This window comes from Bacteroides sp. 14(A) (assembly GCF_000526555.1).
GTDB lineage: Bacteria > Bacteroidota > Bacteroidia > Bacteroidales > Bacteroidaceae > Bacteroides > Bacteroides cellulosilyticus.
In genome coordinates this window covers 2573896-2593334 of the sequence record NZ_JAGH01000002.1, presented here as the reverse complement: position 1 = coordinate 2593334, position 19439 = coordinate 2573896, and the positions used below count along the sequence as shown (strand labels likewise).

Below are 19439 nucleotides of genomic sequence, written 5' to 3'. Positions count from 1 at the left end.
ATAGAAAATTCATATATCTTTGTTTAGATTTTAACAACCACTGGTCATGAGAAGAATCGTAATATTGCTAATCCTCCAAATAATTGCCACCGACTTCTGCTTCGGACAATTACCACATACCTTTACACAATATACCTCAGAAGACGGACTCTCGCAGAATACCATCATGAGTATCCTGCAAGATGACAAAGGAGTGATGTGGTTCGCCACCTGGGACGGTCTCTACAAATTTGACGGATATACATTTAACAACTATAAAGCCCATCCGGGCGACAGTATCGGATTGAGCAACAACCGTCTGGACAATATTAAAGAAGACAGATACGGATATATCTGGGTACAAAGCTACAATCACCAGGTTTATCGTTTCAATCCGCGGCTTGAACGGTTCCAGGCTATCCCTTACGACAACTACCTGTCTTTGGACATGTATGTACTTCCGTGTGGAGACGTATGGATAATTACCGTACAAAATGAATTGATTCATATTTCCACCCATCCGGAAACACATGAAATGAAAGCCACAGACTTCTTCAAATCCCATCAGATTTCATACTCAGAGCCTATCAAGTCTATCTTTCAGGACAGCCGGGAGAACCAATGGATTCTTACCGAGAACGGATTATACCGCCTGACTCGTAACGGGCATGAAGAGAAACTTTCTTCTTACTTCGTCGCTCCTCCGGAAAAGGACAAACAGCCTTTTTACGATGCACTGGAGAACAATCATACCATCTACTTTACTTCCAAACAGGGATGTGTATACGAATATAATCCGGACACCGGCCAGTTTGTAAGGCAAGAGTTCCCCACCGGCTCGTCTATTAAAACCATCCGACAACTCAAAAAGGACAAGCTATTCATTGGCACAGCCAGCGACGGGTTCTTTGTGTATGAACAAAGTTCCGGAAACCATCGTCACTATAATACCCGGAATTATCCTTCATTAAAGGACAACCAGATTAAAGCAGTCTATATCGATACCAACGGTGAAGCATGGATACGCCTCAACACCAAAGGAGTGACGCACTTCAATCCTGAAAACGAGCAGTTCGATCACTTCATTCTGCAAGACAAGTACGGCAAAGATATCGTCGATTCCCGACCGGAAATGTATATATACGAGGATGTTAACGGCTCTTTATGGGTACATCCTTCGGGAGGAGGACTTGCCTGGTACGACCGTAAGAACAACCGGATACATCCGTTTTACAATCCGGCCCTGCAATCGGGCTGGAGCGCTGACAATAAGGTGACCAATGTCTTTACTGATAAACAAGGTAATTTATGGCTCGGTTCATACGGAAACGGCTTGGAGAAGATCTCTTTCAATACCAATCATTTCCATTTGCTTACCGCTGCCCCGGATGACACGGAATTCCCGGGAAGCAACGTCCGTGCCGTTTATCAGGACCGTAACGGGTATATATGGACGGGCAATAAAGACAAAGTTATACGTGTCTACGACAGCCAATGGCGCTATGTGGGCAACCTCACATCCTCAGGGACTATCTCCCCTTACAGTACGGACAAGTTAGGAATCGGCTATTCCATCATACAAGATCACGAAGGCACCATCTGGATAGGCACCAAAGGCAACGGACTATTCGCCGCCAGGACTCAAGGAAAGCCTTTGACTTATCATCTCGTTCAGTACAGCGCCGACGCAAACGATGTATACAGTCTGAGCGGTAACGAGATATACAGTCTGCATGAAGACCGGCAGCAACGGATATGGATTGCCACATTCGAAGGAGGAATCAACTACCTGGAACGGGGAACAGACAAAGAAGCGGACCGTTTCATCAACTACCGGAACCGGCTAAAGAACTATCCTATCAGCCAATGTTACCGTACACGTTTCATCACCTCCGACACCAAAGGGAATATATGGATAGGCAGCGCCACAGGATTACTGATGTGCAAGGGCAATTTCAAAGAACCGGAAGAGATAGAATTCCAACGTTATTGCCGTATTTCGGGAAACGCCAACAGCCTCAGCAATAACGACGTGCACAACATATATTTCACCCGGAAAGGCGAAATGTACGTGGCCACCTTCGGAGGCGGACTCAATAAGCTACTCTCACTGGAGGGTGCTGAAGCCCGCTTTCAGGCATACACCATGAAAAACGGGCTTCCTTCGGACGTATTGCTATCCATCGAAGAAGACCCACACGGCAATCTGTGGTGCGCTACAGAGAAAGAACTATGCAAGTTTATTCCTTCCACGGATAAAATAATAAACTACCCCTCCAGAGCCTTCCCCCTACGAATTAGTTTCAATGAAGGGGCGGCTCTGCGAACTGCATCCGATTATCTGATGTTCAACACCGTGAAAGGTGTCCTATACTTCTTTCCGGATTCCATCCATACAAGTACATACGTTCCTCCCATCATCTTCACCCGCCTGCAACAGGCCGAGAAGACGGTGACTCCCGAAGAAGGTGGCATACTGACCACCCACATCGATGATACGAACCTCCTGACCCTGCCTCACGATAAGAATGGATTCAGCATCCAGTTTGCCGCCCTGGATATGAAGTATCCCGGCAACATCTCCTATTCCTACAAACTGGAAGGCTTCGAAAACAACTGGAACAATATTGGCAACCAGCGAACCGCCACTTACACCAACCTTCCGAAAGGGCATTACACCCTGAAAGTCCGCTCTACAAACAGTGACGGCATCTGGGTGGAGAATACGCGTACACTGGATATCAACATACTTCCCTCCTTCTGGGAGACACCGTGGGCATATTCCCTGTACGTACTATTTATCTTATTGGTCATTTTTACAGCCACCTATATTCTCTTCACCATCTTCCGGCTGAAGCATAAAGTATCTGTTGAACAGGAGATTTCAGATATAAAGTTACGTTTCTTCACAAATATATCGCACGAACTGCGTACACCGTTGACGCTGATTGCCGGTCCCGTAGAGCAAGTCCTGCAACATGGCAAGCTGAATGATGAGGAACGGGAACAGTTGGTGCTGGTGGAGCGAAACACGAACCGGATGTTGAGGCTTGTCAATCAGATCCTGGACTTCCGCAAGATACAGAACAAGAAGATGAAGATGAGGGTGCAACAGATTGACCTGATCCCTTTCATCCGCCACATTATGGAAAGTTTCAACAGCCTTGCCGATGAACACCAGATTGATTTCAGTATGGATACGAAAGTCTCCAGCCTCAAGATATGGGCGGACTCCGACAAGTTGGAAAAGATATTGTTCAACCTGTTATCGAATGCTTTCAAATATACTCCCCAAGGGAAGCAGATCAAAGTGGTGGTGCAGGAAGAAGAAAAGGATGTGATTCTTGCTGTGGAGGACCAGGGAATAGGGATTGCAGAGAATAAACAAAAGTCCCTGTTCGTCCGCTTCGAGAATTTAGTGGATAAGAACCTCTTCAACCAGGCCAGCACCGGTATCGGCCTTTCACTGGTGAAAGAATTGATCGATATGCACCACGGTTCCATCAGCATCCGGAGCAAACTTGGAGAAGGGAGTTGCTTCAGCATCAGATTACAGAAAGGAAAAGAACACTTCGACGAAACCGTTGAATTCATCCTGTCCGACTACGTGGTAAGTGATACCTCACCGGCATACACCGGAAATCAGTTCTCTTCTCTCACCGGAAACGAAGAGGAGAACCTGAACAGTGAAAAAGAAACTATCCTGATAGTGGAAGATAACCAGGAATTACGCTTCTTCATAAGGACCATCTTTGCCCAGTACTTCAATGTGATAGAAGCTGAAAATGGTAACATCGGACTGGAAAAGAGCAAATTGTATATGCCGGATATCATCATCAGCGACGTTATGATGCCCGAAAAGGATGGTATAGAAATGGTGCGCGAACTGCGGGAAGAGATGACCACAAGCCATATTCCCATCGTTATGCTGACGGCTAAGTCGACCATCGAAAGCAAGATAGAAGGCATGAAGCTGGGAGCGGACGATTACATCACAAAGCCCTTCAGCGCTGCCTACCTGAAGGCACGTATTTTCAATCTGCTTGAACAGCGCAAGAAGTTACAGGCATTGTATTGCGCCAGTCTGTTGCCTGCATCCACCGAACAACCTCTGGCAGGGAAAAAGGAAACCACCACTCCGGCCCTTTCGCCCAACGACCGGAAATTTATGGATAAAGTGATGGAAACCATAGAGAAGCATCTGGATAACGGTGACCTTACAGTGGAAGACATTGCCGGCGAAGTAAACATGAGCCGTTCCGTATTCTTCAAGAAACTGAAGACACTGACCGGTTTATCTCCCGTTGAGTTCCTGAAAGAAATACGTATGAAGCGGGCAGCTCAACTCATAGAGACAGAGGAGTATAACATGGCACAGATTGCCTACATGGTGGGACTGAATGACTCGCATTACTTCAGCAAGTGCTTCAAGCAGCAATATGGAATGACACCGACTGAATACAAGGAAAGCCGAAAGCAAAACACTTAAGCTTTGCTCCCGACCTGCATCATACCGGCCTTACTCGGTTCTGTTCCGCGAACTATGCCTGAACAGACTCCGCAATAGCTATTGAACAGACCACCAAATTCGGAGAGTATTAATTTCCCCTTACGGAGGCCAGATTATAATTCAAAAAGGATAGTACGGCTTCCTGGACTTTCACTCCACAATCATGCGGCATATCCCACAGTTCCGTAACCAGTTTGTCGCCTGCCGAACGGCTTTCCCATACTTTCCGCATTTCTGCAAAGGCGGCATTCACTCCTACCGGAGGAAAGAGCTTGTCATGTTCCCCGTTCAGAAAAAACATCGGTTTAGGACAGGCAATGGACGCGATATGCGGATAATCCAGATAACGGCGGATACCCGGCAACATATTGGCAAAACCTCCCCTTTCTTTTCCATACTCCCATGAGAACTGACAGTCCGTAGTCACCATCCAGCAGACGGCAGCTCCGGCTTTCACCTTGTCAGAGAGTGCCGAAAGCATCCAGGCACGGTAAGCTCCCATCGAAAAGCCCATGCAACCGATACGTTTGGAGTCGACTTCGGGCAACGTAGCCAGAAAGTCGGTGGTGTACATGTCTTCGTAGTTCATGAAAGCACTCCAACTGCGTCCCAGCATTATGAAGTTACCTGCCACAGCCATGTGTTTGTCACCGTCAACTCCTTCTTTCCGTCCGCGTTCTCCCCAGAACAGAGCATCAATAGAAATAACTACATATCCATGTGCAGCCAGATAATCGCCTACATATTGCCCACCGTAGCATTGTTTAGCCCAGGCATCGGCATCAGCCAGGACTTCGGGAGACACTCCGAAGGGACGGATCATTTTCTCCTTACCAATCGTATAATGACCTCCATGGTCATGCAAAAGCACTACCGCCGGGAAGGGACCTTCACCATCGGGCACCAGCATATAGGCGTTCACACGGGAATAACCGGTCAGATTGAAACGTAACTTCCGGGCTTTATACCCATTCCGCTGCTCTTCGGCTACAACCTCAGTCCGGTAGTCGGTAGTGCGAGGCGGAGGGGCAAGCATGGCATCCAGCACGGCATTGCGTGCCTGTTTGCGCCACTTCTTAAAATTCTTAACCGGACTATTTCCCCAAGCCATGGGGTAAGTCAGTTCTGCTTTCAGTTGATCCAGGAAAACAGGCATCTCTCTTTCCAGTTCGTAACCGGATAAATGCTGAGAAAGGGCGGCTACCGAAGTAGCCAACCCTAACATCATGCAAAGAATACATCTTCTTACCATATTACTGCTGCTTAAAACCATAACCATTCGTAATTCCCGAATTCAGCAATACCTGATAGATATTCGGCAATAAATGGATGGGCGGATTCTTTGCCGCATAATCGGCATCCGTATAACCGGCGAAGAGTTTCTTCGCGTAAGAATCCTCATATTTCAACATATCAATAGCCCAGGGAGTCTGTACATATCCATCAGCTTCCAAAGCCAGCGCTTCGGCAGAACCCGGTTCGATATATTTAAACAAACCTTTGATTGCAACGTTGGTCATCGTCACTCCTGCATAAGCAGGAACCAGACTTCCCCAATCATCATGCTGTCCGCGCCATCCCGGGAACAATACCGGATCATCTTGCTTGTCAGCCGGAGTTTGTGATGTCAGTCTATATCCATACTCGGATTTAGCATCGACCATCTTCGTCCAGATATAGGCAGGTATCTGATTGCCATTCTTAAACGTGTAGTAACCATCCTGACGTATGCCCTCAATGATAGCCGACATTACCTTTCTGTTTTCAACGGCAACTTCCGGAAGAATACCGGTGCGGATAATGTCAAAACGACGCACGCCTTCGCCACTGAATTCCAGAGCACGTTCTTTAAGCACTGCATTATACACAGAGCCGCAATCCGATATATATTTTTCAAAGTTCGGGTCGTTGTTGCCGGGGAACGCCCGGTTATGGACGATGGCAAGATACGTCTTGGCGCTGCCTTCATCGCCCAATGCCGCACACACTTCAGCCAACATCAGGTAAGCATCGGAAATACGCATATAAGAGAAATTGATACCGGAATTACCATAAGTTTTCGTATCAGGCGCAGTCATCCGGTTCCAGTCCCACTTATTGGTACCCGGACCGCATCCTTTACCCCATGCACTGCGGTCGAATGACTGCATCAACTCCTGACCACCACCTGTGCTCCCTGTTACAGCAACAGAAGCGTCACGACGCAAGTCGTTATTATCGAACCAACCGTAGTAGAAATGTGCCTGAATACGATCTTGTCCGCAAGCCACGCAAGGTGCCTGACCGTCACCACCCGACGAAGGACGACCAATATAAGCCGGACGGGAAGATCCGCCATTGTATTCATGAGGGAGTTCGTAGATAGATTCATCAGCCAATGTTATATTATCGGCGGCATGCATCTGCTGGAACATATACTGGTAAGGATTATTATACTCCTGTCCATTCTTACCTGTGGAACGGGGATCCGTTGTACGCAATACCACCGAACCGGGATTCATATAGATTGCCTGAAGATATTCTTTGGCTATGGCATACAAATCTTTCCAATCGCTGCGGCGTCCATAAATGGCACCGTTCTTTTCCACACTCCAATCGTCGAAAGTAAGCACCTTTCCGTCACCATCCACATAGAAGTCTGCACCCAGGTCTGTGCGGCGGGTTGCATAACCACCATTATACATGCAAAGACGTCCTATAAGTCCCTGAACATACGTACGATTCATGACATCCGCTCTCGTACTGCCTTCACCCGGACGATACATATGAGGCTCTACCTCCCTGAGTTTCCGGATATGATAGTCATAAATGGCATAACGGGAAGTCAGTCCTTTTGCCTGCTCACCGGCATTCAGTGCATGGGGCACATCGCCATACCAGCGGCACAACTCCCAGTAGCACGTAGCACGCAGAGCCACAGCCTGTCCGTAGATATCCGAAAGATTATTAGGTTCTCCGGTCATGATTGACTGGAAGTTATCAAGCGCCTCAAAACTGGATATCAGGGAATTGGCCACGGATATCGTTTCGTAAAGCTTGGTAAATACTTCGGTTCCTTCTCCCGAGTTAATGTTATAGTTACCCGTACCACCCGGATAATACCATTTTTCACAGATTCCGGCGCTACCTTCATCGTAAATGTCCTGAGAGTCTTCAATATCCGATCCCCAAACCGGATGCCAGAAGAATCCGACATTATGCACACTCCTGTTTGCACGGAGGGTTTCATAACCATAATACAATGCACCACGTGCAGACTCTTCATTTGAGAAGACAAAATCGCGGTCTACTACACTCGGAGACGAAGTGTCGAGGAAGTCCTGGCAGCCGGTCATCGCACATGCGAAAGCTGCTGCGAGAGTTATATTCAATATCTTTTTCATATCTGTTTCTCTGTTATTTTACAATTACTATTTAGAAAGTTATGTTAGCACCGAAAGTGAATGTGCGTGCACGCGGGTAAGTTCCGAAGTCCATGTTGAGCGTCGGGAAAATTCTCAGGTCACTGTAGAATCCGCTTTGTCCCGTAGGATTGGCATTCACTTCAGGATCTATGCCCGAATAACCGGTAATGGTGAAGAGATTGGTTGCAGTAAGATACAGGCGTATCTTATCCACATGTACTTTAGTCAACCAGTTCTTGGGCAATGTATATCCGAGCGTCAGCGTCTGCAAACGAAGGTAGGAACCATTCTCCAACCATTCCGATGAAGTTATACCACTCTGATGGTAGGGTAAATGATACTTGGCATTCGCATTCAAAGCTCTCAACTCATCGGGATTGGTAACGGCATACAAGTCACCGGCAGCATTCACATTGTAAACCTTGAAAGCATCGGCCACCCAGGATGCACGCTGTGCACCGATTCCGTCAAACTCCTGACCGGATGCATTGATCATAGCAGCCACGTTATATACCTTACCGCCTGCTGTCCAGTTGAAATTAGTAGAAAGATCAAAGTTCTTATAGTTGAAATTCAGTTGGAAGCTTCCCGTATGACGAGGCATCACTTCGCCCAGGCAAGTAGCATCATCCAGGTCTACCGTACCACTTTCATCCACATCACGGAATTTGGCAGCTCCGGGGAATGCAGTCTGTCCGGCAGGCAGATCGTAAGGGTGCATGTATGTAGCGGTCAAGGCTTTCGTAATATCGGGTACACCTTCTTTCAGAACGTACTGGCCATTGGTGTAATTGAAATCATCCACGGTATAATATCCTTCGCTGATAAAGCCACGTACCAGGCCGATCGCTTTCCCTTCCACAAACATATAGTCGTTGGTAGGAACCAGAGAGGAAGAACCCCAGTATGAAGAATAGAGATACTGGTCGGCATTAGGCAGTTCATCCAGTTTATTGCGGTTGTAGTTATAGATGGCACCTACGTTGAAACGGAAATCACCTTTGTTTATCACATCTACATTCACCGAAAGCTCAATACCACGATTGGATGTTTTACCGAAGTTCTGGAACTGGTAAGAGTATCCGGTAGTGTTATCCACAGGTACGGCCATCAACAAGTCTTTTGTAGTATTCCAGTATACTTCCAGACTACCGTTAACACGGTTGTTCAGGAATCCAAAGTCAATACCGAAGTTGCGCGAAATAGTAGTTTCCCATTTCAGCTTAGAGTTAGCCAGCAAACCGTCCGGACGATAGAATGAACCGAGTTCACCGTTGATAGGGGTATGATTGCTGCCCGAACCAAGGCTCGACCAGGTTTCACGCCACAGATTGGAACTAATATTGTCACTGCCCGAAGTACCATAGGACAAACGAAGCTTCAGATTGGAAAGCCAATCTTTTGTGCCGTTCATGAAAGGTTCTTCCGAAAGGCGCCATGCGAAAGCACCTGCGGGAAAGTATCCCCAACGATTATCCGGCGCAAACTTAGAAGAGCCATCGGCACGGAACGTACCGGTGAACAGATAACGGTCCATGAAAGTGTAGCTCAAACGTCCGAAGAAGGAAACCGTACGGGCAGGCACGCTATAAGAATTGGTTGCAGAGAAAGAGGTGGTTGCCGTATGGATCAATCCCATCGTGGTGTCATAATCAAATGTAGAAGGATAGCCACGGCCCGTGATTTGCGACGATTCGGAATCCGACTTCAGGACTTCATTACCCAGCAATGCCGAGAATACATTGTTCTTGCCGATATTGAAGTTATAATTCAAAGTGCTCACCGAACGCAATCCATCTCCCATGCCCCGGTTAAGGGTGGCACGCTTATCTCCGTTTGTATATCCGTTCTCATAATAAGTACTCTTCGATGAACTGCGGGTAAGTGATAATTCACTGCGGGCCACAAGCCCCTTGATGATCTCCCATGACAAAGCTGCCGATCCTCTCAATGAACGGGAATAGGATTTATTCGTGATATCATTGATCAATTCTACCGGATTATGCTTGTCGTCAATATTAGCCACACCGAAACTGAAGCCTGAGGCAACTTCCGAATAAGAGACACCACCCAACGGATTGTCAATGGGACGATAGCGATAAGCTCCCGACACATTAGAACCTTTACCGTTCGTTACATTCTCACGTCCATTCAGATTTGACTCCGTATAACGGAAATCAACATCCAGGTCCAGTGTCTTGGCAAGTTTCTGCCGAATCTTGAAAGAAGCATTCAGACGGTTGTAGTCCGAATTGATCTTGATTCCTTCATCGTTAACGTAGCCAAGTGTAAATATCACTTTCGTTTTATCTGTACCGCCCGAAACATTCACACTGTGGTTATGAGACAGTGCGGTACGCAGTACATCATCCGTATAGTCATGAGCTTTCACATTGGCATAGTCGGCATAGTGGTTGCCATACTTACTTCCCAGACCGAAGTATTTCTCAACAGCATCCTGGTTAGCAGTTCCTCTGGATGCGGCATAGCTCCAGTTATGAAGGATATACTCCTGAGCCGAAAGCGTCTCAAGCGTCTTCGATACATTTTTGACCTGTACATAGCCATCATAGCTTACCTTAATCTGACCTTCCTTGGCGCTCTTAGTGGTAACCAGGATTACACCGTTTGCACCGCGTGCACCGTAAATAGCCGTAGATGACGCATCTTTCAACACATCGATAGATTCTATTTCCGAAGCCGGTATATCGCCAATATTGCTTACCGGAAATCCATCGACTACATAGAGCGGATCATTGGACTGGGTTATAGACCCTCCTCCGCGAACACGTACCGAGATTGTAGCTCCCGGACGACCGTCCTGCGACACTACGTTCACACCCGGCAGACGTCCCTGCAAGGCCTGTGCAACATTGGATACAGGATTGGCAGCAACCTCATCTCCTTTTACCGAAGCTATGGCTCCCGTCAGGTCACGACGTTTCACCGTACCGTAACCGATAACAACCACTTCATCTAACATTTCCGTATCTTCAAGCAACTGAATATTGAAAAGACTCTTACCTGCAACCGCTATGTCCTGGTCTACATAACCTATATATGAGATGTGTAATATCCCATTAGCAGCCACAGTCATAGAAAAGTTACCGTCCATATCGGAAACGACACCGTTTGAAGTTCCTTTCTCTAAAATGGTAGCACCAATAATAGATTCACCGGCCGCATCTCTGACCGAACCGGAAATCTTAATTGTCTTCTTGTCATTGGAGGCTTGCTGCACACCGGCTACTGAAGTATGATCCACTGTCAGGGGAGCAGCTTGAGAAAAAGTTCCCAAATTGAGGTAGGACAAAACCCCGAGCATTAACACGACCTTTTTCCTGTAATTCATAAGTAAATGATTTATTGATTAAACAAATTCTGAATTCACTACAAAGCATTTATGTCTGCCTTGCACTTGCAAAATAGCAGATAATCTATCTCTCTCAGGTGAAAAATATGCTTGAATCGGTGGAAAAATCGCTCTATACCACTCAAAACACCGCAGACAAAGGGATAGGGGGATTTTCTCACAGTAAAATCACAAAAAATCCCCCCGGATTCACTCTTTTCATTGAAGAGAGATCCGGGGGGATGAGAAATAAGATAGATTTTATTTATTTCAGATGCTTCAATATCCACTGCAACTGTCCGTATTCCGTATCATTGGAAGTCCAGTGCTCATTAATCGGGGTGATCAATGCTTCCTTCGGACAATCCAGCGTATTATAAACAGCATAGCTGGTGGTCGGCGGACACACATCGTCATTATATCCCCAGGTAATATAAGTAGGAACCTTTATCAGACGGGCAAAGTTCACTACATCATAATATGCCATCGTTTTTAACTTCTCCGGTGTATCCATCCCTTCGGTACGGAAAAAGTGGGGATATCCTCCGGCACGCCCTGCTTTATACCCTGCCATATCACTCAAAGCGGGGTGATTGGCTACACAAGCTGTTACACGAGGATCCAAACCGGTCGTAATCAAAGCTAAAGCTCCTCCCTGGCTACCGCCCTGGACAATTACATTCTTACCATCCCATTCGGGCAAGGAAGTCAGGAGGTCGATGCTACGCACACAACCCAGATACACTCGTTTCATATAATAGTTGTCACGGTTATCAAGTCCATTATTCAGATAGCCATTCTCTCTACCGTTAAAAGCGTTGCTGATTTCCTTGAATGCCTCCTCTGTCAAGGTAGGATTCAATCCGTGTATCTCAATCTCAAAACGAATACAGCCTTGTTCTGCATAATATTTGTGACGTAAAGGCTCCTTGATTGTTTTAATTCCGGCACCCGGAGGGCAAAGAACTACCGGACAAGAACCTTTTGTTGCATTCTTCGGATAGAACAAGTAGCCGTAAATACTCTGTCCGCGACTGTTCAACATCAGCTTAATAAGATAGCAATCCACCTTGTCGGTGCAATATTCCTTTGCCAATTCCTTCGTATAAGTCAACGGATACTTGGCAGCCTCCGCTTTATTGTTTTCCCAGAACTCTTTAAAGTCCTTCGGCATCTGCGTATAAGGCTTAATCTTCTCCGGTGAGAAACCCAGCTTTACATGATGCTTATAACTTTTTCCATCCACAGTGGCTGTCAAGCGGCAGTCGCGAAAGCCGGGTTCTTTCATGGTTCCCACAGGAATAACCGCTTTTCCCTGCTTCAACGTAACCGAACCGGAAGTTTCTGCCGGCATCATATCACCGCCTATTTCATAAGATACAGTTACTCCATCCTGCGGAATACCATATTTATAGAACTGAACTTCAACCGTAGCCTTTTCTCCGGTCTTATAAATCCAGTCAGCATGATTGGGCACGGTAACCCAAAGCACATCACTCCGATACGGGTAATTCTCCGCACATACAAACGAAAGCGGAAGTATCAGAGCGAGCAGTAATACAAACAAATTCTTTTTCATCATTGTGTTCTAATTGTTATAAGTTTATTTATCAAATCCAAATATCAATCAGCGCTTTATGCTTAGCAGTTCATCCCCATTTTTCACCGGATTCCATCCGTCATCTCCGGCAAGTACGGTTTCCATCTCATACCCTTTGAGATTCTTCAATTGATGGGAATAAGGAACACGCGCTTTGGGATTAGCACCCTCACCCGTGCTTTCATATTCTGCATAGAAAGCTGTCTTTTCCGCTTCTTTATTTCCCCAGTTATTCCAGCCGGCAGGAGAGATATGTTTGCCCAGATTGCAACGGATAAACACAGCCTGCGCATACGGACGCCAGGGACGTGAAAGAGCGACATCCCGTACACCGTCATCCGCAGTCAGGCGACAATCATAAAATACGTAACCATACTTCTGTCCCTGATCCGTAGAAGGTGCAGTGACATACCCACCGCTCTTACTATGGATATGGCAACGATTGAAGACAGCCGTAGACCAGCCGAATATAAAGTCGACCGTACCTTCTATATAGCAATCTTCATAGTACTGACGGCAATTTTTCCCATACGTATAAAGTGTATCCTGAGAGCCAAGGAAACGGCAATTCTTGAAATAAGCACGATCGGCACTTACGAAACAGGCCACTGCCTGCCCTACCGGACCGGAAGAGTTCTCAAACGTAATATTCTCAGCATAAAAATCAGGAGCATAAATATAGCAGGAAGACGAACCGGAGGTCCCTTTTTCTTCGCCAAAGCAGTTTTTCTTCTGCGCATAATCATCATACGAAAGCACTGCCCCGTCCTGACCTATCAGAGAAATATTGATCTTACTTTCCGGTATCACAATCTTCTCCTTATACACGCCTTTACGCACCAATATCGTAGTACGGATATTCTTGCGGAAATCAGGAACAGCATTAATAGCCTCCTGCACGGTAAAGAAATCTCCGCTACCATCCTGCGCCACTACAAAATCATAGTGTCGAACATACTTAGCCAGTTCCGGTACTTCCTTGGCAATAGCATCCATGGCCAAACCAGCCACAACACGCCCGCCATAAACATTCAGATGAGTGTTATCTTCACGTCCCTTCGGCATCGCGGCAACCTGATTGGCAGGTACCCACATAAATAATTTTCGGGAGTCTACCGGCCCCATGCCCTCTACAAGGTCATGCGTAATCTTATTCATATCCACAAAAGCCACACCCAATTCTTTCGCTACATTCCGCGGAGAATCCAGATAAGCACCGTGTGTATCAATTAGCTTGTCACCTTCAGTAACAGCAGGTTGCTCCGAAGCCTCCCGCTTTGCATCCGGATTCACTCCTTTCTGTATATCATCCTGACTGATAGCCTGAGCCACTGCATTCCCATTTGCCGTACCAAAATTACGGCGTACAATGGAGTTAAACAAAACAGGAATACCACCTTTGGCACGGGTTTCGTTTACAAAACGTTTCAGGTTCTCATCAAAAGTACTTCCCGGAGCCGTATACCGTTTCGGATCGGACTTCTCATCGTTATGTCCGAACTGAATAAATACATAGTCCCCTTTCTTCACCTGTGAGATTACCTTTTCCCACCGTCCCTCGTCAATAAAACTCTTGGAACTACGTCCATTCACAGCATGATTGTCTACACGGATTTCCTCGGAAAGATAGCCGGGCAACATCTGTCCCCAGCCACGTTCGGGGTTTCCACCTGTCAATGACTTATTGGCCATAGTGGAGTCTCCAATCATGAAAATCGTAATCACAGGCTTGTCAGCCTTGAAAGCCGAGAGCAGGAAAAACAACCCCAGCAATAATGTCAACTTGTGTTTCATAATTCATCAAAATATAAATAGTATTATTATTTTCCGGTGCAATATTACCCAAAAACAAAGGATCTGAAGTGTAAAAAAAGTCGCAATCGGTAGAAAAATTAATATTAATCGTATATTTGCCGGCAAAACAACTAATCTGGCAACAAAATGAAAAAGACAAGAAGTAACACTTTCATTCTTGAAAAAGAAATCGCATGGGAACCGGCAGGCGAAGGAGTAGTACGCCAAATAATGGGCTACGACGGGCAAGTGATGCTGGTTAAAGTAAAATTTGAGCAAGGTGCCATCGGTACACCACACACCCACTACCATACACAAACCACCTATGTGGCAAGCGGTAAATTTGAGTTTACCGTGAACGGTGAAAAACAAATTGTAGAAACCGGAGACGGCGTCTACATTGAACCGGATGCGGAACACGGGTGCGTATGTCTGGAAGCTGGTATTCTGATAGATTGTTTCAGCCCCATGAGAGCGGATTTTCTAAAGCGCTAATACCTTGTCTGCAAGGAGTTAACTTCTTGCTAACAAAAAGTTAACTTCCTGTCGACAAGGAGTTAACTCCTTGTAAGCAGGAAGTTGGCTCTTTGTAGACAGGAAGCTAAGTTATTAATTTTCAGGTTTCCAGTCACTACACATCCGATAGATGTAATTCAGATCATCGTATTGGGCTGCTTCTTTCTTGGTCAGCTGTTTCGCCCATTTTACCCGACCGGCTGCCGCAGCACCTTCTCCTGTACTATTGTACTCAGCATAGCGGGCTGTCTTCTCATTTTCCTCTTTTCCCCAGTTATGCCATCCTTCGGGACGAATATGCTTACCCATTTCACAATTGATAAATACGGTGGCAGCATACGGACGCCAGGGACGCCCCAGATAAACCTTGTCCACACCCGGATTGGCCGTCAGTTTGCAATTTTTAAAAACATAGCCCACCGCAATGTCTTCGGGCGTAGAAGCTGCCGTCACGTATGAATTTGTTTTGCTACGGATTTCGCAGTTCTCAAACAAAGCGGTAGAAGGACCGAAAATAAAGTCGGTAGTTCCTTCAATGTAGCAATCTACGAAATAAAGGCGTGTACCTGCGGCACCTGTATAAATGGTATCCTGATTTCCCAGCAAACGGCAGTTGATAAATACCAGTTTATCCCCTTCCGTGTGAAGGGCAACCGCTTGTCCCAGTCTGGCAGCATTATTTTCTATGGTGAGGTTTTTGAAGGTAATATTGTTTCCCTGCACTTTTACAGTATAGGTACGGAAAGTACCCATCTTATTAATGTTGGCATGGTCATCATACGTGATAATCGTATTTTCCACACTTTCACCGATGAAATCCACATTTTGCACCCAAGAAGGAATTATCGCTTTCTCCTTATATGTTCCATTCTTTATCAGCACTGTAACCTTGTAATCCATAAAAGCACGAATGCCTTCCATAGCTTCCGTCAACGTGCGATAGTCTCCCGAACCATCACGGGCAACCACAAGCGTATCTTTATATTGAGACTGTGCCGATAGCGGCATGATCCCCACCAGGAGAAGAAGTATGCCGCATAAATAATAAGTTAGCCGTTTCATTGTCTTATTTCTGATTAACGATTTCCTTTACTTGTTGCAGACGCTCCCACTCCAGACTTGCCATGATAAACGGACCTACTGCCTTGGGGTCGTTGCTGCGAATTGTTTCATTTATATAATAGGTGTAATCTCCCATACGGTAGTTTTTGCCACCCAGGCCGGCAACTGCACAGGCTCTGGTAATAGTCACCACACCGTCTTTATCTACTTCTATGAAGTTATCAAGAATACCTTGGTATCCTTTGAGAGCCACTTTCAGATATGATTTATCAATATATCCCTTACGAACAGCTTTGAACAAAGCATAGACAAACATAGTAGAACAGGAAGACTCTACATAATTTCCTTTCTCACCACTCTTATCCAGCACCTGATACCATAATCCGGTCTTCGGATCTTGTATGCGCTTCACCTGTGCGGCAATATTATTAAGGATAACGAGCATGGAATCACGTCCTGCCTCATGTTTCGGAATAAAGTCCAGTGCATCTACAAATGCCATTGCATACCATCCCATCGCACGTCCCCAGCTATGCTGTGACTGTCCGGTAACGGGATCTGCCCAACGTTCCTTACGACTGACATCACAGGCATGGCGATAAAGTCCATTCTTCGGATCATACGTATGGCGTGCCACTGTAATAAATTGGTTCACAATATCTTTATAATCCTGTACACGATTATTGCGGAAAGCATATTCAGCATAGAAAGGTGCCCCCATATAAAGACCATCCAACCACATCTGGTTCGGATATACTTTCTTATGCCAGAAACCGCCGTCCTCATTACGCGGATGGGTGTCAAGCTGACTACGCAACAAATCAATAGCCTTCTTATATTTTTCATCTTTCGTCTGTTCGTAGATGCGGAACAGGAATTTACCTGAATTCAAGCGGTCGATATTGTATTCATTCAGTTTATAAGTCTCAATACTTCCGTCCTTGTGTATCATGGTGTCCGCATAAGCTAGTGCATAGTCAAACATCTTCTGATCTCCATACGTATCATACACATCCAGCATGGCTTGTAATTCCAGCCCATGACAATAATCCCATTTCAGTTTCGGCTGGAAATCCAGTTGCCAGGATTCCGGGCAACGAATCATCTCCGATTCTACCATACGTACCGACCACGGTTGCTTATCGCTTACTTTCTGAGCAGACAACTGAGTGGAGCAAATCAGCGCTCCCATCACAAAAGTTTTACAAAGCAGATTGTTCATCATTCTGTTCTTGTTTTTAGGTATATAGATTATATTAAGTAATGTGACAAAGATAGCGGTTCTCACCTAAAGCGTTGTGTACTTTTCGACTGAAAAGGTGCATTATTTATTTTCACCTTCTATAAACTCAGTATTTCGTGTGCGAGAACGAGTGTTTTCGTGCACGATAACGAGTTTTTTTGCCATTTATTTGCATTTCGAACAAAAATTGCAGGAAATTAGACGAAAAAAGTATTGATATACATCAAATAATGTGTATTTTTGGCCCCAGAAATAAGAATTAATAATTTTAAATCAACGTATCATGAGTTTAAATCAAAATGCAGTGGGAAAGATGACCAACTACAGGTGGACCATCTGCGCCATGCTATTTTTTGCGACAACAGTAAACTACCTTGACCGCCAGGTGCTGTCATTGACGTGGGATGAATTTATCAAACCCGAATTCCATTGGGATGAATCACACTACGGAACAATCACTTCTGTTTTCTCTATTGTTTATGCAGTCTGCATGTTGTTCGCCGGTCGCTTTATCGACTGGATGGGTACAAAGAAAGGTTTCCTTTGGGCTATCGGTGTATGGTCGGCAGGTGCTTGTCTCCACGCTCTTTGTGGTATCGTAACCGAGCATTTCGTAGGTCTGCATAGTGCAGCCGAATTAATGGGTGCCACAGGTGATGTGGTAGTAACCATTGCTACTATTAGTATGTACTGCTTCCTGGCAGCCCGTTGTGTACTGGCACTTGGTGAGGCTGGTAACTTCCCTGCCGCTATCAAAGTAACTGCCGAGTATTTCCCTAAGAAAGACCGCGCGTATGCTACTTCAATCTTTAATGCCGGTGCTTCTATCGGTGCTCTGGTTGCTCCGTTGACAATTCCTTTGCTGGCTAAAGCATGGGGTTGGGAAATGGCTTTCATCGTAATTGGTGGTCTTGGATTTATCTGGATGGGCTTCTGGGTATTCATGTACTCTAAACCTTCTGAAAGCAAGCACGTAAATAAGGCTGAGCTTGATTACATTGAGCAAGACAAGCACGAAGAAGGTGCTGCTCCTGTCGTAGAAGAAAAAGACGAGAAGAAGATGAAATTCTGGCAATGCTTCAGCTACAAACAGACTTGGGCATTTGCTTTCGGTAAATTTATGACCGATGGTGTTTGGTGGTTCTTCCTGTTCTGGACTCCTTCTTATCTGAATACGCAATTCGGTATCAAGACTTCCGAAGGATTGGGCATCGCATTGATCTTTACTCTGTATGCCATCACGATGCTTTCTATTTATGGTGGTAAACTGCCTACTATCATTATCAACAGAACCGGTTTAAATCCGTATGCAGCACGTATGCGTGCCATGTTGATATTTGCATTCTTCCCGCTAGTAGTATTGCTGGCACAGCCTCTGGGTACTATCTCTCCGTGGTTACCGGTTATCATGATCGGTATTGGTGGTGCAGCTCACCAGTCTTGGTCTGCCAACATTTTCTCTACCGTAAGTGACATGTTCCCGAGAGCAGCCATTGCAAGTATCACTGGTATCGGTGGTATGGCCGGTGGTTTCGGTTCAATGATTCTTCAGAAAGTAGCAGGTAACTTGTTCGTATATTCATCAGGAAGTACAATGGTAGATGGAAAAGAAGTGGAAATGACTCATGATTTACTGGAACAAGGTGCACAGTTCGTACGCCCTGCCATGGAATTTATGGGCTTCTCCGGTAAACCTGCAGGATACTTCATCATCTTCTGTGTATGCGCAGTAGCTTACCTGATTGGTTGGGTTGTAATGAAGGCTCTGGTTCCGAAGTATAAACCTATTGTATTGGAATAATACTGGAATAGTATATATAGATAATAAAAAAGGTGCTCAGCAGTGAGCACCTTTTTTGATATATATAAAAGACAGAAAAGTACCGGCACAAAAAAAGCCCCTTCTCACGAAGCGACTCTCTTCTGCACTCTCCCGTGAAAAACATGAACCTCAGTATACTTTAGCAAATTTACCTTCA

At 45.7% G+C, this 19439-nt stretch carries 10 protein-coding genes; 3 read left to right on the top strand and 7 right to left on the bottom strand.

The window, feature by feature from the left end; all coding sequences use genetic code 11:
- Positions 1-46 precede the first annotated feature (46 nt).
- Positions 47-4468 (top strand): two-component regulator propeller domain-containing protein, encoded by a 4422-nt coding sequence (locus K429_RS0117365; protein WP_026367727.1) that lies wholly within the window; start codon positions 47-49, stop codon positions 4466-4468.
- A 109-nt stretch (positions 4469-4577) separates the two neighbouring features.
- Here K429_RS0117365 and K429_RS0117360 read toward each other — a convergent pair whose 3' ends face one another.
- The 5 genes from K429_RS0117360 to K429_RS0117340 form a co-directional block, all read right to left on the bottom strand.
- Positions 4578-5741: a dienelactone hydrolase family protein gene (locus K429_RS0117360; protein ID WP_026367726.1), complete on the bottom strand. Its 1164-nt coding sequence runs from the start codon at positions 5739-5741 to the stop codon at positions 4578-4580.
- Position 5742: 1 nt separating this feature from the next.
- Positions 5743-7872 carry a RagB/SusD family nutrient uptake outer membrane protein gene (locus K429_RS0117355; RefSeq protein WP_007212483.1) on the bottom strand — a complete coding sequence of 710 codons (2130 nt, stop codon included), beginning with the start codon at positions 7870-7872 and terminating at the stop codon, positions 5743-5745.
- Positions 7873-7903: 31 nt separating this feature from the next.
- Positions 7904-11245 (bottom strand): TonB-dependent receptor, encoded by a 3342-nt coding sequence (locus K429_RS0117350; protein WP_007212482.1) that lies wholly within the window; start codon positions 11243-11245, stop codon positions 7904-7906.
- Positions 11246-11510: 265 nt separating this feature from the next.
- Entirely contained in the window at positions 11511-12827 is a 1317-nt protein-coding gene (locus K429_RS0117345) for an acetylxylan esterase (RefSeq protein WP_026367725.1), read from the bottom strand.
- Between the two features lie 45 nt (positions 12828-12872).
- Positions 12873-14639 (bottom strand): pectinesterase family protein, encoded by a 1767-nt coding sequence (locus K429_RS0117340; RefSeq protein ID WP_026367724.1) that lies wholly within the window; start codon positions 14637-14639, stop codon positions 12873-12875.
- Positions 14640-14786: 147 nt separating this feature from the next.
- On the opposite strand from K429_RS0117340, the gene K429_RS0117335 reads away from it, so the two are divergent.
- Positions 14787-15134 (top strand): cupin domain-containing protein, encoded by a 348-nt coding sequence (locus K429_RS0117335; protein WP_007212477.1) that lies wholly within the window; start codon positions 14787-14789, stop codon positions 15132-15134.
- 114 nt (positions 15135-15248) lie between these two features.
- Here K429_RS0117335 and K429_RS0117330 read toward each other — a convergent pair whose 3' ends face one another.
- Together K429_RS0117330 and K429_RS0117325 are read right to left on the bottom strand one after the other, a co-directional pair.
- Positions 15249-16217 carry a pectinesterase family protein gene (locus K429_RS0117330; RefSeq protein WP_007212476.1) on the bottom strand — a complete coding sequence of 323 codons (969 nt, stop codon included), beginning with the start codon at positions 16215-16217 and terminating at the stop codon, positions 15249-15251.
- Between the two features lie 4 nt (positions 16218-16221).
- The gene (locus K429_RS0117325; protein WP_007212475.1) at positions 16222-17442 is read right to left on the bottom strand and encodes a glycoside hydrolase family 105 protein; all 1221 of its coding nucleotides are present in this window, start codon (positions 17440-17442) and stop codon (positions 16222-16224) included.
- 301 nt (positions 17443-17743) lie between these two features.
- On the opposite strand from K429_RS0117325, the gene K429_RS0117320 reads away from it, so the two are divergent.
- On the top strand, positions 17744-19261 hold the full coding sequence (locus tag K429_RS0117320) for an MFS transporter (protein WP_007212474.1): 1518 nt from the start codon (positions 17744-17746) through the stop codon (positions 19259-19261).
- Positions 19262-19439 lie beyond the last annotated feature (178 nt).

Bases quoted from the DNA above. Each gene is read 5' to 3' on its own strand.
- K429_RS0117365 (WP_026367727.1), top strand. From the start codon at position 47: ATGAGAAGAATCGTAATATTGCTAATCCTCCAAATAATTGCCACCGAC.
- K429_RS0117360 (WP_026367726.1), bottom strand. From the start codon at position 5,741: ATGGTAAGAAGATGTATTCTTTGCATGATGTTAGGGTTGGCTACTTCG.
- K429_RS0117355 (WP_007212483.1), bottom strand. From the start codon at position 7,872: ATGAAAAAGATATTGAATATAACTCTCGCAGCAGCTTTCGCATGTGCG.
- K429_RS0117350 (WP_007212482.1), bottom strand. From the start codon at position 11,245: ATGAATTACAGGAAAAAGGTCGTGTTAATGCTCGGGGTTTTGTCCTAC.
- K429_RS0117345 (WP_026367725.1), bottom strand. From the start codon at position 12,827: ATGATGAAAAAGAATTTGTTTGTATTACTGCTCGCTCTGATACTTCCG.
- K429_RS0117340 (WP_026367724.1), bottom strand. From the start codon at position 14,639: ATGAAACACAAGTTGACATTATTGCTGGGGTTGTTTTTCCTGCTCTCG.
- K429_RS0117335 (WP_007212477.1), top strand. From the start codon at position 14,787: ATGAAAAAGACAAGAAGTAACACTTTCATTCTTGAAAAAGAAATCGCA.
- K429_RS0117330 (WP_007212476.1), bottom strand. From the start codon at position 16,217: ATGAAACGGCTAACTTATTATTTATGCGGCATACTTCTTCTCCTGGTG.
- K429_RS0117325 (WP_007212475.1), bottom strand. From the start codon at position 17,442: ATGATGAACAATCTGCTTTGTAAAACTTTTGTGATGGGAGCGCTGATT.
- K429_RS0117320 (WP_007212474.1), top strand. From the start codon at position 17,744: ATGAGTTTAAATCAAAATGCAGTGGGAAAGATGACCAACTACAGGTGG.